At 68.6% G+C, this 13396-nt stretch carries 12 protein-coding genes; 8 read left to right on the forward strand and 4 right to left on the reverse strand.

What is annotated here, in order from left to right; all coding sequences use genetic code 11:
• The 3 genes from ACNI65_RS18640 (at position 1) to ACNI65_RS18650 (ending at position 3397) form a co-directional block, all read left to right on the forward strand.
• Positions 1 to 1029: a cupin-like domain-containing protein gene (locus ACNI65_RS18640; RefSeq protein WP_416758579.1), complete on the forward strand. Its 1029-nt coding sequence runs from the start codon at positions 1 to 3 to the stop codon at positions 1027 to 1029.
• A 38-nt stretch (positions 1030 to 1067) separates the two neighbouring features.
• Positions 1068 to 2600, forward strand: coding sequence for a tryptophan halogenase family protein (locus tag ACNI65_RS18645; RefSeq protein WP_416758580.1), 1533 nt, complete (start codon positions 1068 to 1070; stop codon positions 2598 to 2600).
• Between the two features lie 62 nt (positions 2601 to 2662).
• Positions 2663 to 3397, forward strand: a complete 735-nt coding sequence (locus ACNI65_RS18650; protein WP_416758582.1) for a putative signal transducing protein — start codon at positions 2663 to 2665, stop codon at positions 3395 to 3397.
• Between the two features lie 42 nt (positions 3398 to 3439).
• On the opposite strand, the gene ACNI65_RS18655 is transcribed toward ACNI65_RS18650, so the two are convergent.
• Positions 3440 to 3889, reverse strand: coding sequence for an NUDIX hydrolase (locus tag ACNI65_RS18655; RefSeq protein ID WP_416758584.1), 450 nt, complete (start codon positions 3887 to 3889; stop codon positions 3440 to 3442).
• 167 nt (positions 3890 to 4056) lie between these two features.
• Here ACNI65_RS18655 and ACNI65_RS18660 point away from each other — a divergent pair, with 167 nt between their 5' ends.
• Positions 4057 to 4437: a DUF1090 domain-containing protein gene (locus ACNI65_RS18660; RefSeq protein WP_416758585.1), complete on the forward strand. Its 381-nt coding sequence runs from the start codon at positions 4057 to 4059 to the stop codon at positions 4435 to 4437.
• Positions 4438 to 4440: 3 nt separating this feature from the next.
• Here the strand turns inward: ACNI65_RS18660 and ACNI65_RS18665 are convergent, their stop codons facing one another.
• Both ACNI65_RS18665 and ACNI65_RS18670 read right to left on the reverse strand, forming a co-directional pair.
• Positions 4441 to 4677 (reverse strand): hypothetical protein, encoded by a 237-nt coding sequence (locus ACNI65_RS18665; protein ID WP_416758586.1) that lies wholly within the window; start codon positions 4675 to 4677, stop codon positions 4441 to 4443.
• A gap of 71 nt (positions 4678 to 4748) precedes the next feature.
• The gene (locus tag ACNI65_RS18670; RefSeq protein WP_416758587.1) at positions 4749 to 5939 is read right to left on the reverse strand and encodes a serine hydrolase domain-containing protein; all 1191 of its coding nucleotides are present in this window, start codon (positions 5937 to 5939) and stop codon (positions 4749 to 4751) included.
• 228 nt (positions 5940 to 6167) lie between these two features.
• On the opposite strand from ACNI65_RS18670, the gene ACNI65_RS18675 reads away from it, so the two are divergent.
• From ACNI65_RS18675 to ACNI65_RS18690, 4 genes are all read left to right on the forward strand, one after another.
• Positions 6168 to 7505 carry a hypothetical protein gene (locus ACNI65_RS18675; RefSeq protein ID WP_416758588.1) on the forward strand — a complete coding sequence of 446 codons (1338 nt, stop codon included), beginning with the start codon at positions 6168 to 6170 and terminating at the stop codon, positions 7503 to 7505.
• Between the two features lie 13 nt (positions 7506 to 7518).
• Positions 7519 to 8544: a hypothetical protein gene (locus ACNI65_RS18680; RefSeq protein ID WP_416758589.1), complete on the forward strand. Its 1026-nt coding sequence runs from the start codon at positions 7519 to 7521 to the stop codon at positions 8542 to 8544.
• A 120-nt stretch (positions 8545 to 8664) separates the two neighbouring features.
• On the forward strand, positions 8665 to 11286 hold the full coding sequence (locus ACNI65_RS18685; protein ID WP_416758591.1) for a phosphocholine-specific phospholipase C: 2622 nt from the start codon (positions 8665 to 8667) through the stop codon (positions 11284 to 11286).
• 8 nt (positions 11287 to 11294) lie between these two features.
• Positions 11295 to 11906: a cohesin domain-containing protein gene (locus ACNI65_RS18690; protein WP_416758592.1), complete on the forward strand. Its 612-nt coding sequence runs from the start codon at positions 11295 to 11297 to the stop codon at positions 11904 to 11906.
• Here the strand turns inward: ACNI65_RS18690 and ACNI65_RS18695 are convergent.
• Entirely contained in the window at positions 11888 to 13189 is a 1302-nt protein-coding gene (locus ACNI65_RS18695) for a C13 family peptidase (protein ID WP_416758593.1), read from the reverse strand. The genes ACNI65_RS18690 and ACNI65_RS18695 overlap by 19 nt on opposite strands.
• Positions 13190 to 13396: the final 207 nt, after the last annotated feature.

The following is a 13396-nucleotide window of genomic DNA, read 5'->3' on the forward strand; positions in this document are numbered from 1 at the left end:
ATGAAGCCGATCCAAGAACGACACGACCTGATCGCGGGTCGGCTTCCCGAGGACCTGCTCGAGGCCGCGCAGCCGGTGGTGCTGCGCGGCCTCGTGTCGCATTGGCCGATGGTGCGCGAGGCGCTGCGCTCGGACCGCGCGGCCGTCGATCACCTGCATGGCCACTGGCGCGGCGCGCCGGTGGCGATCATGACCGGCCCGCCCGAGATCGACGGGCGCATCTTCTACAACGACGACTTCACCGGCATGAACTTCGGGCGTGCCGATGCGCCGCTGCCGGCGCTGATGGAGGAGCTGCTCAAGCTCGCCGAGGTCGAGCGCCCGCCCTGCTACTACGTCGGCTCCACGACCGTCGATGACTGCCTGCCGGGTTTCCGCGCGCGCAACGACCTGGACCTGTCCCCGCTGGGCACGCGATCGCAAGGCGCGCCGGACGCGCTGGTCAGCATCTGGCTGGGCAATCGCAGCCGCATCGCGCCGCATTACGACCTGCCCGACAACATCGCCTGCGTCGCGGCCGGACACCGCCGCTTCACGCTGTTCCCACCGGAGCAGCTCGCCAACCTGTATGTCGGTCCGATCGACTTCACGCCGGCCGGTCAACCGGTCAGCCTCGTGGACCTGAAGCATCCCGACCTGGATCGATTCCCGCGTTTCGCCCAGGCGCTCGAGCACGCGCAGGTCGCGGAGCTCGGACCCGGCGACGCGATCTACATCCCGAGCATGTGGTGGCATCAGGTGGAGGCGCTCGATGCGTTCAACGTGCTGATCAACTACTGGTGGCGCCAGTCGCCGGCGCACATGGATCCGCCGCTCTTCACGCTGATGATGGCGCTGCTGTCGCTGCGCGAGCTGCCCGAGCCGCAGCGCCGCGCGTGGCAGGGGATCTTCGACCATTACGTGTTCAACGCGGACGCCGACACGGCGGCCCACATCCCCGCGCATGCGCGGCATGCGCTCGCGCCGCTGACGGCGGAGGGCGCGGGCCACCTGCGGGGTCATCTGATCCAGCGGCTCAAGCAACGCTGACCGGCTTCGAGCCTCGACAACAACATGGAGGAGACGCCATGACCTTCACCGCCCCGCCCCTGGAATCTCCGCGCCGACCGGTGCGCCGTGTCGTCATCGCCGGCGGCGGGACTGCGGGCTGGATGATGGCCGCCTGCATCTCCAAGCCCCTGGGCAAGCAGCTCGACATCCGACTGGTGGAGTCCGACGAGATCGGCACCGTCGGTGTCGGCGAGGCGACCATCCCGACGATGCTGACCTTCCATCAGCTGCTCGGCCTGGACGAGCGCGAGTTCATGGCCGCGACGCAAGCCACGATCAAGCTGGGCATCCAGTTCGAGGGTTGGCGCGACCTGGGCTCGACCTACATCCACGCGTTCGGCAGCACCGGCATCGATCACTGGACGGCCGGGTTCCAGCACTTCTGGATGAAGGGGCGCGAGCGCGGGCTGGCCTCGGACTACGGGGACTACTGCCTGGAGCTGCGCGCGGCGCAGGCCAACAAGTTCGCGCATCTGCCCAACGACGAGCTGAACTACGCGTACCACCTGGACGCGTCGCTCTACGGCGCCTTCCTGCGCCGCTTCAGCGAGCGATTCGGCGTCAAGCGCATCGAGGGAAAGATCGGCGAGGTGCTGAAGCATCCCGACGGCGACCTGCGCGCGCTGAAGCTGCAGGACGGATCGGAGATCGAGGGCGACCTCTTCGTCGACTGCACGGGCATGCGCTCGGTGTTGCTGGGGCAGGCGCTGGGCGTGGGCTATGAGGACTGGTCGCACTGGCTGCCCTGCGACAGCGCGATCGCGTTGCAGACGGCCTCGGTGCGGGATGCGGTGCCGTACACCCGCTCGATCGCGCATCCGTGGGGCTGGCAGTGGCAGATCCCGCTGCAGCATCGCGTGGGCAATGGCGTGGTCTTCAGCAGTCGCCATGTCGACGACGAGACGGCGCGCTCGGCGCTGCTGGGCAACATCGAGGGCGAGGTGCTGACACCGCATCGGGTGATTCGGTTCAAGCCGGGCCAGCGCGACGTGGTGTGGTCGCGCAACTGCGTGGGCGTGGGTCTGGCCAGCGGCTTCCTGGAGCCCTTGGAGTCGACCAGCATCCATCTGATCCAGCGCAGCGCGATCCGGCTGCTGCAGATGTTCCCGAAGGATGGGATCCGCCAATCCGACATCGACGAGTACAACGCGCAGATGCGGCATGAGCTGGAGCACATCCGCGATTTCATCGTGCTGCATTACCACCTGCAGCAGCGCACGGATGCGCCGTTGTGGCGCGAGGTGCGGGAGATGCCGGTGCCGGTCTCGCTGCAGCATCGGCTGGACCTCTTCCGTGAGACGGGCCGGGTGTTCCGCGGGCCCAATGAGCTGTTCACGGAGAACTCCTGGGTGCAGGTGATGCTGGGCCAGGGGCTGATGCCGGAGCAGCACCATCCGACGGCGGACGTGATGAGCGATCGCGACCTGGCGGCGTTCCTCGGCGGCATCAAGACGCGCGTCGACCACACGGTGCAGCAGATGCCAGGGCATCAGCAATACGTGTCGCGCTACGCGCCAGGCACGCAGTGGCAGGTGCCGGTGCCGGCGTGAGCGCCTTCTGATCGCTGCCCTCTGGCCGCGAAGCGGATAAGCTGCGCGGCTTGGGAGGTGTCATGACACAAGAAGAACTGTCGCCCGAGGGCTCACCGGGGTCGACGCCGGAGAGCTCGGCGCCGATGGCTGAGTCCGACGATTTTGTCTGCGTCGCCACGCGGTCCATGCCCACGGAGGCGCACGTGATCCGCGGGATGCTGGAGTCCGCGGGGCTCACGCCGCATGTGACGGACGAGCACATCTCGCAGATGCATTCCTTCCTGGCGCCCGCGATCGGCGTGCGGGTGCTGGTGCCCAGCTCACAGGCCGAGGCCGCACGCGAGGCGATCGCGGAGTGGGAAGCCGGCGCGTACGAGATCGAGGGTGACGGAGACGCCAAGCCGAAGCTGCAGGTGGCGGACGCTCCGTTCTACAGCCCGGACCAGGCGGCGATGCTGGGCTTCGTGCTGACGCCGGTCTTCGGCGCGTTGATCCAGTTGCTGAACGCGCGGCAGATGGGCGAGGCGGCGCGGCGCTTCGGTGCGTGGGTGGATCTGATCGCGCTGAGCCTGATCAGCGGGTACGCGGTGCTGGCGATGCATGAGCACAACCGGGTGCCGTATGTGGTGCTGCTGGCGTGCCTGCCGCTCGGACTGGTCAATGTGCTCTGGTACCTGATCGTGGGGCAGAAGCAGAGCCGCTTGCTGATCAAGACATACGGACCGCACTATCCCAAGCGCAGCTTGCTCGTGCCCGCGGTGATCGGCGTGATCGCCGCGATCGCGGTGGGGCTGGGTTTGAACGCGCTGGGGTGATCGTGAGCGACGACGCGGAATGTTGAGCCTCGCCGTCGAAGCTCAACGCTCCAGCTCCTCCCGCAGCATCGCCGCGATATTGCTCGGCCAGACCGTCTCCTCGGTGGCGTCGAGTTCCTCGGCGGTCCACCATCGGTGCTCGGCCATGACCTTGCGCTCCAGCGCGGTCCAGCCGTCATGGCTGACGAGGTTGTCGGCGACTCGCACGACGAAGAATCGCTCGTCGGCCTCGACGATCTCGCCATCGAAGAGCTCGAGCGGAAAGACGCGCCTCGCGACCTGCGGCCCGGGATCCGCGATGGTGACGCCGACCTCCTCGCGCAGCTCGCGGATCGCCGCCTGCTCGAAGGTCTCCTCGCCCTCCACCCCACCGCCGGGCGTTGCCCAGTGGATGCGACCCGCCGTGTTGCCGCTGCGATGCACGAAACGGAACAGCAGCAGGCGGCCTTGAGGATCGATGACGAGCAGGCGGGAAGCGGGACGGGAACGCATGGGGCGGGACGATACCTCGGGATCGACTGGCCTTGGCAAGCCTCATTGACCGGAAGTCGCAGCGGCGCTTCCATCGACCGGGACACCGCTCGACGTCCCGCTTGCCAGGGTCGCGCATCGCGAGCGATGCGCCTAGACTGCGTCGATCACTGCATGAAGGGATTCCGATGAAGCGCCTCTTCGCCTCGATCCTGAGCTTGTTCTGCGCGGCGTCCGCGATGGCCGCAGGCGAGCCGTCACCGGCCTGCCAGGCCAAGCGCGCCAACATCGAGTCGCAGATCGCCGCTGCCAAGGCCAAGGGCAACGACCGTCGCGTGGTGGGCCTGGAGTCGGCCCTCGCGGCCAACAAGCGTCATTGCACGGACGCATCGCTCGAGGCCGAGCGCCAGCGCCACATCACGGCCGCCAACAAGAAGGTCGCACGCCGCGAGGCGGACCTCGCCGCCGCGCAGGCCAAGGGCGATGCGAAGAAGATCGCCAAGCAGCAACGTCAGCTGGACGTCGCCCGCGAAGAGCTGACCGAAGCGCAGAAGCCGTTGGCGCAGTAGGCCTCAGGCCTCATGCGTCCCAGTCCTGCGCAATACCTTGCGCAGCGCGCCCAGCACGCTCAGCTGCAGGCCAACCATCAGGATGGCCAGGACGACGGCAGAGCGCCAGCCTTGCGTCGCGGTCGTGTAGACCACCATGGCCATCCCCATCGCGAAAAGGCCGAAGACGATCCACATCCGCGTGGTGGTGCCCGCCACGCCTTCAATCCAGTCATCCGGCGGATTCACGATGCTCTTCATCTGAGGACTCTCCCTGAAGCGACCTCTGCCCGGCCGCCGCGAGATGGTACGACGACCGCGCGCACGATCGCTCAGCCATAGATCGCGCGCCGCAGCTCCAGATGGAGCTGCTCGTCAAACGGCATCTTCTGGACGAGGAACACCACCGCGAGCTGATTCGCCGGATCGACCCAGAACAGCGTCGACGCCGCGCCGCCCCACGAGAACTCGCCGACCACACCGGGCGGCTCGGTCGCCAGCGCCGGCGCGATCCGCACCGAGCCGCCCAGTCCGAATCCCACCCCCGCGCTGCGCATGAAATGCCGCGGCGCCAACGCCGGATCCAACTGGTCGGTCATCATCAGGCGCACCGTCGTTGGCCGCAGCACCCGTACGCCCTCCAACGCCCCTTCGCCCAGCAGCATCCGCGCGAAGCGAAGATAGTCGTCCATCGGCGCGATCAGCCCCGCCCCGCCGGTCGCGAACGCGAAGGACATGTCCGCCTCCCGCTGCGGCTTCTCGCCGGCCGGGAATCGATAGGTCGCGGCCAGCCGGGATCGGCGATCCGCCGGCTGCACCCAGTCCGTCTCCTTCATGCCCAGCGGCTGAAGAATCCGCTGCCGCACGTGGACATCGAAGGGCTCGCCCGACAGCACCTCCACCAGACGCGCCACGATGTCCGTCGACGTGCCGTAGTGCCAGGCCGTGCCCGGCTCATGCCGCAAGGGCAAGGCCGCCACCGCGCGGCTGAACGACGCGAGGTCGGGCGACTTCTCGAAAGGTTGCGCCGCGCGGAAGGCGCGATCGGCGGCGCTGTCCTCCATGTCGTAGGTTAGACCCGATGTGTGGCGCAGGATGTCGCGCACGAGGATGGGCCGCTGCGCCGGCCGCTCGCCGCCGCGCTCATCGGCCGCCACGCGCATGGACTTGAATTCAGGCAGGTAGGTCGACAGCGGATCGTCCAAGCGGAAGCGCCCCTCGTCCCACAAGCGCATCAGCGCCACGCTCGCCACCGGCTTGGTCATCGACCAGATGCGTGCCAGCGTGTCGCGCGTCATCGGGCGCCGTGCCTCCACGTCCGACTGCCCGAAGGCGCCGAAGTAGCGCTCCGCGCCGCCCTGCCAGACCACCGCGGACACCCCCGCCGCGCGGCCGTCGCTGACCATGAGCTTCAGCGCGCGTTCGATGCGCTGCGGCGAGAGCCCCGGCATCGCCGCGGCGGTCGACGGTGACGCCGTTGACCGCGCAGCGGTCGATGGCGTGGACAAAGGCGTCGCGGCCATCGTCGAGGTTGCGACAACAGCGGCCGGAGCCGCCAGGGCCACGCCGAGAACCCGGCGACGGGAAGGTGCTTGCGTCATGCCCCCATGCTAGGCCCGTACCCGCATGTAATCGCCCTTCGTGGGGACTCCTTCGCGTCACCCTCGACTCCTATACTCCGCGCCCATAAACGCAATGACGGCCGCCTCGCGCGGACCGCCATGCCAACGGTTCTTCAACAGGGAGGTTCCATGGTCTTCAACAGACTTCAGTCCGCTGCCATCGTGGCGGCGGTGTCGGTGTTCGTCACGGCCTGCGGCGGCGGCGGCACCACGGAGAGCGACACCCGCGCCAGCAAGGCGTCCGTGAGCGCCTCGGACGCCACCAGCTCGGCACCCAGCATCACCACCCAACCCGCCGACGCCGCCGTCCTCACCGACGGCACGCCGACCTTCACCGTCGTCGCCAGCGGCGACAACCTCGCCTACCAATGGCGCAAGAACGGCGTGGACATCCCCGGCGCCACGGCCGCGTCCTACCAGGCGCCGCCGGCCAGCTACACCGACCACGGCGCGCAGTTCTCGGTCGTCGTCTCCAACGCCGACGGCAGCGTCACCAGCGGCGCCGCGCAACTCACGCTGCAGCTCAGCCCCAACCAAGCCGTCTTCGAGAGCCAGTTGCTCTCGCCCGGCACCGGGAGCTACTTCCTGCACTGGAAGCTGAACAGCGGCGCGACGCAGACCAGCGGCGCGAACTACGCGTTCTCGGACTTCGCCGTGCTCGGCGCGTCGCCGCTGACCAGCGGCCCGCAGACCACGTCGCAGCAAGGCACGCAGAACATGACCCGCACGCTGGCGCTGGTGCCGCAGGCGCCGACGCGCGTGCTGCGCAACGGCGCCGTGGTCGTCGTGAGCGGCACCAACCGGATCAGCTACGTCGGCGCGGACGTGCGCGTGGATTCGATGGCCACCGACGGCACCACCGTCGCGATCAGCGAGATTCGCAGCGAGTACACGACGATCCCGCTGACCGGCGCGCTGTCGGCGTCATCCGCCGACTTCGCGCACTTCCACGACGTGTTCTTCACCAACGCGTCGGTGATGGACACCACGCGCAGCTACGCTGACGGCGCGAGCTACACGACGTTCAAGCAGACCAACAAGTCCGACCGCTACAACGTCTTCGACTGCTACGCGGCGACGACCGATGCCAACGTCTCGGCCTGCCGCACGTCGACGACGCTGACCGCCGCGATGACCGCGGGCATCGTGTCCAACAGCGACGGCACGACCTACAAGCTGGCTGACGGCGCGATCCGCACCGTGGACGGCGTGTCGGTCTGGGTGGCGACGAATCCGCGTCCGGTGTCGGCCACGATGAGCTCGACGGTGCAGTACCGCGTCTACTTCGAGCGCAACGGCAACGTCTACACCGGCGCGCTGGTCAAGGACGGCGCGGTGCTGGGCGGCGGGGCCTACCTGTCCAACCCGAACGGCGCGACGGTGGCCGACCGCTACACCTTCCTGCCCTTCGACGTCCGCATGAACAAGGCCGCCCGCGACAGCCTCGCGGCCGCGATGAAGCTCTGATCGAGGACTGAGGATGTTCAAGCGCGCCCAAGAACCGCTGGCCGACTGGCAGAACCTGAAGGATGAGGATCGTGCCAAGGCGCAGCGGCTCGAGCGGCGCGCCTGGATGTTCCAGAACATCGCGATCGCCGTGCTCGGCGCGAGCGTCGTCGGGACGATCCTCACCACGCGGGCCGACTGGGCGATCTACTTCCCGTTCCTGATGTGGGTCCACGTCGCCATCGTCCTCCTTGCCTGCGGTGGATTCTTCGCGCTGCGCAGCGTGCCGACCTTCGGCCCGGGCCGCGCCTCGCCGATCCTGCGTGAGCTCTTCGCGCCCTGGGTCCTCGTCGCGGCACTCGTCGCGGTCGTCGCTGCCGCGCCCAACTGGGCCGGCAGCGTTTCCGGACTCGAGGCCGACTACGACGAATTCCAGCGCGCGAATTTCGCCATCTTCGCCAAGGCCTGGGTGGTGTTCTCCCTGCTGGGTCTGCTACTGTGGCGCCTCATCGCGCTGCGGCGCCGCGATGCGCTCGCCGCGGCCAGCGCGCCGCTGGCATCGGCTTCCGCCGCCACAAGCGCGGCCGTATCCGCGCCGGGCGAGCCCACCTGGCGCTCCACCGCGGTCATCATCGGCATCTGGGTGTTCATGATCGGGTTCCAGCTGCCGGCGCTCATGCATCCTGGCGTGCGTCCGTTCTGCGCGTTCCCCGTGCAGCAGCTAGGCGGAATGCAGTGGCTCTTCACGCTCTGGCCGGGGCTCTTCATCGTCATCGGCGTCTGCCGTATCAAGCGCTCGCCGCTGCTGTCGCCCTGGGTCGAGCAACTGTTCGACGATCGCCTGGGCAAAGGTGGCGCCGCCGCGTTCCTGACCCGTCTGCGCCCCTTGCTGATGGTGGCGTGGGGATCGCTCATCGCAGCCGGCACGATGTGGTGGACCTGCTCCCAAGGCCCGACTCCGAATGCGGGCGCCACTTTCGCGATCTACTTCGTCTGCTTGAGCGTCGCCTGCGCGATCGCCCACGTGATCGTGCGCTGGCGACGCATCCCCGGTCTCTGACGCTGGGGCCGTGATGTCCGGCCTGTGACACCTGGTTTCGCGGACGACATCGAGCCTTCACGCTGCTGACTTTCTCGGCCAAAAGAATCACGCGCTTCACGACCTCCCAGGTGAAGCCTCATGAGCACGACATCCCGTCGGTCCTTCCTGACCGCCGCGGTCGCGGGCATGGCCAGCAGCCACACGTTCGCCCAGACCCTGCGCCGCGCGCTCGCCACACCCGCCAACGGCCGCACCGGCACGCTCGCCGACGTCGAGCACGTGGTCATCCTGATGCAGGAGAACCGCTCCTTCGACCACTACTTCGGCACGCTCGCCGGCGTGCGCGGCTTCAGCGATCCGCGCCCCATCGCCCTGCCCTCCGGCCAGCCCGTGTGGATGCAGCCCGGCACCGCGCTCGGCACGCAGGTCCTGCCGTATCACTTCGACATCCGCAACACCAACGCGTTGCGCGTCGGCCTGGACCACAGCTGGAAAGGCACCGAGGCCGCGTGGAAGGACTGGAACGCGTGGATCGCGAAGAAGTCGCCGCGCACCATGGGCTACTTCGATCGCAGCGACCTGCCCTTCTACTACGCGCTCGCCGACGCGTTCACCGTCTGCGACGCCTACCACTGCTCCATCTTCGGCCCCACCGATCCGAACCGCTTCTACGCGCTCACCGGTCACAGCAACGCGACCGTCACCGGCATCGCCGACTCGCGCCTCTACAACGTCACGGGCGGCGTCTACAACGGCGACATCGCCAACGACAACCCCGCCGCCAAGGGCAACGAGTGGCTGACCTACGCCGAGACGCTGGAGGCCGCCGGCGTGAGCTGGAAGGTCTACCAGGAGTGGGACAACTACGGCGACAACTACCTCCAGTACTTCAAGAACTTCCGCACCGATGCCAACGGCCAGAAGCTGACCGCTGCCTCGCCGCTGTACCGGCGCGGCCGCGCGCTGGCCGCCGGCTCCACGCAGGCCAACGCGGCCGGCACCACAGGCCAGTTCCTGATCGACCAGTTCGCCGCGGACGTGCGCAGCGGTCAGCTGCCGCGCGTGTCCTACATCTGCGCGCCGACCGAGTACTGCGAGCATCCGTCCGACACGCCCAATGCCGGCGAGAACTTCACGGCCCGGCTGCTGCAGGCGCTGGTGCAGTCGCCCGAGGTCTGGTCGAAGACGGCGCTGATCCTGACCTACGACGAGAACGACGGTTTCTTCGACCACATGCCCGCGGTGATGGCGCCGCTGAACGCGGACCGCGGCCGCACGACGATGAGCAACGCCACCGTCGGCGAGATCGCCGCGGGCCAGCCGATCGGACTGGGTCCGCGCGTGCCGACGATGGTGATCTCGCCGTGGAGCAAGGGCGGCCGCGTGTGCTCGCAGCGCTTCGATCACACCTCGCTGATCCGCTTCACCGAGGAATGGCTGGTGAGCCTGGGCTACCCGCGCGCCAGCGTGCAGTGCAACGGCATCTCGCCGTGGCGGCGCGCGGTCTGCGGCGACATGACCAGCGCCTTCGACTTCAACACCGGAGGTGCCGAGGTGCCCGCCGGTGTGCCTGCAACGGCCGTCTACTTCAAGGGCTGGGGCACGCGCGACGCGCTGCCGCCGTCCAATCAGAGCCTGCCCCGGCAGGAGAAGGCCACGAGCGGCGTGCCGCGCCGCGCGGCGCCGTTGCCCTTCCGGTCAAGCGTCGACGGCATCGCCGCGACCAACGTCCGCCAGTTCGCGCTGAGCTTCGCCAATGAGGGCAAGGCGACCGCGGCGTTCATCGTCTACTCGACGCTGCGCACCGACGGCCCCTGGCATTACACGGTGGAACCCGGCAAGCGCATCGACCAGGAGGTCTGGAACTGGAGCAGCGCGGGCATGCAGCTGTCCGTGCACGGCGACAACGGCTTCCTGCGCGAGTTCCGCATGAGCTTCGATGGCATCGGCCGTCTGGCCGCGGCCAGCCTCAGCGAGCAGCCCGGCAGCGCGAGCCTCACGCTGACGCTGCGCAACGCGAGCACGCAGACGATGCGGTTCCGAGTCGTCGACAACGCCTATGGCGACCGCACCGTGGTGACCGTGGACGTGCCCGCCGGTGCCAGCCGCGATCACGTGCGATCGGTGAGCTCGAGCTTCGGCTGGTACGACCTGGTCGTCACCGTCGACGGCGACACGGCGTTCTGGCGCCGCCTGGCCGGCCACGTCGAAGGCGCGGGACTGGATTACACCGACCCGGTGCTCAACGGGCTCGCGCAGGTCAGCTGGAACGCGCCCCCGGTGCTGCCGCCGACGTCCACACCCGTGAGCTTCAAGGCCGACGTCGATCGCGTGCGCATCGGCGGCAGCGTGTCGCTCAGCTGGTCCGGATTGCCGGCCGGCACGACGCACTGGATCGGCCTGTACCGCGTGGGCATGACGCCGGGCGGCCCGGGCTCGCTGAAGTGGAACTACGTTGCGAGCCCCGGCGGCTCGCAGGTGTTCTCGCTGGCCGGTCAGCCCGAAGGCGACTACTTCCTCGGGCTGTTCCTGAACGATGGCTACGGCGAAGCCGCCGCGCGGCTGCCGGTGCGCGTGCGCAAGAACGGCGACGTCAATGCCGACGGCGCGATCACCGCCGCGGATCGCGACAGCTTGCGCAACGCCATCGGCAGCTGTGCCGGCGACACGCGCTTCGAGCCGCTCGCCGACATGGACGGCGACAAGTGCGTCACCCAGGCCGATTACCGCGTCTGGTACCAGCTCTTCAGCACCCTGTGAGAACGACCATGAACTTCAAGACCTTGATCACCGCGGCCGCGCTGGCGGCTGGCGCGCTCGCCCTGCCGTCCGCGCAGGCGGCCACCGTGACGCTGACGCCGGCCGGTCCCGCGCAAGCGGGCGGCGGCTTCGACCTGCTCATCGGTCTGAGCGACCCGTTCGGGGGACTCTCCGCCGACGACGAGCTGCTGTCCTTCGGCTTCCGGCTGAGCTACGACAACACGCAGCTGTCGTTCTCGAGCTTCACACCCGCCGCCGGTTGGGACAACGACAGCCCGTGGCTGGGCGCCGGGTCCTTCGGTGCGTCGATCTTCCCTGGCGTGGCCAACGCGGGACAGGGCTCGCTGCTGCTGGGCACGCTGCACTTCGACGCGCTGCAGGGCGGGCTGACGACGATCAGTCTCGTCACCGACGCCGGCAACCTCAACCACGGCCTGAACTACCTGTGGAGCAACCCGCAGGCGCTCAATGCGAGCCTGCAGCTCGCGGTGAGCGCCGTGCCGGAGCCCGCGTCGGCGTGGCTCGCGGTGCTGGGGCTGGGCGCGCTGGGCTTGGCGGCGCGACGCCGCCGGCCTGCGCAAGACGACCCGCAGCGCGAGGCTCAGCGCCCCGCCTGCTGAGCCTCCAGCCGCCTCAGCACCGGCGCGATCGCGGCACCTTCGCGGATCTGCGGATTCGAGTAGCCGTCAGACTTGCCTGCGGCCTTCTCGCGGGTGTCGATGAGCTTGCGCGCCTGCGCGTGGGCCTGCGTGAAGGACCACGTGTCCTTGAGCGCGTCGACATACATCGCCTGTCCGAAGAAGGTCAGCGGTGAGCGCGAGCCGCAGCCGTAGGAAGTGTGGTCCGCGTCGGCCGCGGTCATGACGAGCGTGCCGTCATCGGCCAGCGGCGCGATCCAGCTGCCCGAGTAGCACGCCGACACCGAGATCACGCGCCAGCGCACGCCCGCGTCGTCCAGCCATTGCTTGAGCAGCTCAGGCGTCAGCGGCTCGCTCTCGAGCGGGAAGGTGTCCGCCGCGAGGCGGCCATCCTTGCCGCCGTGCGAGGTCAGGTGCAGGAACAGGACGTCCTGCTCGCGGTTCATGACCGCAGCCATGCGCTCGATCGTGCGGCGCAGGTTGGGCCGAATGGCCCAGGGCAGCGTCGTCTGCGTCTTGCGATTGGCCACGAGCTGCACGGTGCGCTCGCCCGCGCCGAAGCGCTCGGCCATGGTCTTCGCCACGACTTCGCTCTCATGCATGAACACGTCCTCGGACATGTAGGGCGCGTAGGTCGCGGCATAGACATTCACGCGGCCGGGCTGCGACGGCGGGAGCGCGCGCAGGGCCTGGTCCAGCAACCGGGTCTGCGTGTCGAGGACCTCCTCGGTCATCGACAGACCGTAGGGCTCAGGCTCGGAACCGGGCTCTCCCTCCGTGTCGGCCTTCACGGTGTCCTTGGCGGGCGGGACCCACCAGAAGATGACGGGCTGGAACATCATCGTCGCCACGGTCAACGGCAGGAGCACCACCGACGCCACGCGCGCATCCACCGAGCCCGCCGCACGGCTCAGCAAACGGATGACGGCCAGCGTCACCCAGCCGACGGGCACCACCCAAGCGGCCCACAAGACAGCCGGATGCCATTTCTCCGAGGGGCCGATCGCGCCGAGCAGCGCGAGATGCAAAGCGCCTTGCGCAAGCCCGATGCACACATACATCGCGAGCACGATCGTGAAGAGGACGTCAGTCGCGGGTCCGGGCTCCTCGCGATCTCGAGTCGAGCGGCCGGTGATCCAGCACGCCAGCAGGACGACAGCCAGGCCGGCCCAACCGCTCAAGATGCCGGTCCAGTAGAAGATGGCGGTATCGCCGTAGACGATTCGCTGAAGCACCACGGCGAGCAGGTAGCTGGTGGCCAGCATTCCGAGGATCGTCGCCGGCTGGACCCTCACCCGGTCCCAAACCGGTTCGCGGAACAGCAAGGCGCGCAGACCCTCACGCAACCAGGCGATCGGCGATGCACTCGGTGCAGTGACGGGTGGTGGCGCTGGGGTCGGCGGTGGGCTCGCAGCGTCGTCGTTCATCCGAATTCCTCCCTGGCTTCGCGTGGACGCGTGTGGTCTTGTGCG

Origin of the sequence: Roseateles sp. So40a, assembly GCF_048081605.1 — a bacterium.
Lineage (GTDB): Bacteria > Pseudomonadota > Gammaproteobacteria > Burkholderiales > Burkholderiaceae_C > Roseateles.

Excerpts from the sequence above, each read along its gene's own strand:
- ACNI65_RS18640 (WP_416758579.1), top strand. The coding sequence starts at position 1 with ATGAAGCCGATCCAAGAACGACACGACCTGATCGCGGGTCGGCTTCCC.
- ACNI65_RS18645 (WP_416758580.1), top strand. The coding sequence starts at position 1,068 with ATGACCTTCACCGCCCCGCCCCTGGAATCTCCGCGCCGACCGGTGCGC.
- ACNI65_RS18650 (WP_416758582.1), top strand. The coding sequence starts at position 2,663 with ATGACACAAGAAGAACTGTCGCCCGAGGGCTCACCGGGGTCGACGCCG.
- ACNI65_RS18655 (WP_416758584.1), bottom strand. The coding sequence starts at position 3,889 with ATGCGTTCCCGTCCCGCTTCCCGCCTGCTCGTCATCGATCCTCAAGGC.
- ACNI65_RS18660 (WP_416758585.1), top strand. The coding sequence starts at position 4,057 with ATGAAGCGCCTCTTCGCCTCGATCCTGAGCTTGTTCTGCGCGGCGTCC.
- ACNI65_RS18665 (WP_416758586.1), bottom strand. The coding sequence starts at position 4,677 with ATGAAGAGCATCGTGAATCCGCCGGATGACTGGATTGAAGGCGTGGCG.
- ACNI65_RS18670 (WP_416758587.1), bottom strand. The coding sequence starts at position 5,939 with ATGGCCGCGACGCCTTTGTCCACGCCATCGACCGCTGCGCGGTCAACG.
- ACNI65_RS18675 (WP_416758588.1), top strand. The coding sequence starts at position 6,168 with ATGGTCTTCAACAGACTTCAGTCCGCTGCCATCGTGGCGGCGGTGTCG.
- ACNI65_RS18680 (WP_416758589.1), top strand. The coding sequence starts at position 7,519 with ATGTTCAAGCGCGCCCAAGAACCGCTGGCCGACTGGCAGAACCTGAAG.
- ACNI65_RS18685 (WP_416758591.1), top strand. The coding sequence starts at position 8,665 with ATGAGCACGACATCCCGTCGGTCCTTCCTGACCGCCGCGGTCGCGGGC.
- ACNI65_RS18690 (WP_416758592.1), top strand. The coding sequence starts at position 11,295 with ATGAACTTCAAGACCTTGATCACCGCGGCCGCGCTGGCGGCTGGCGCG.
- ACNI65_RS18695 (WP_416758593.1), bottom strand. The coding sequence starts at position 13,189 with ATGCTGGCCACCAGCTACCTGCTCGCCGTGGTGCTTCAGCGAATCGTC.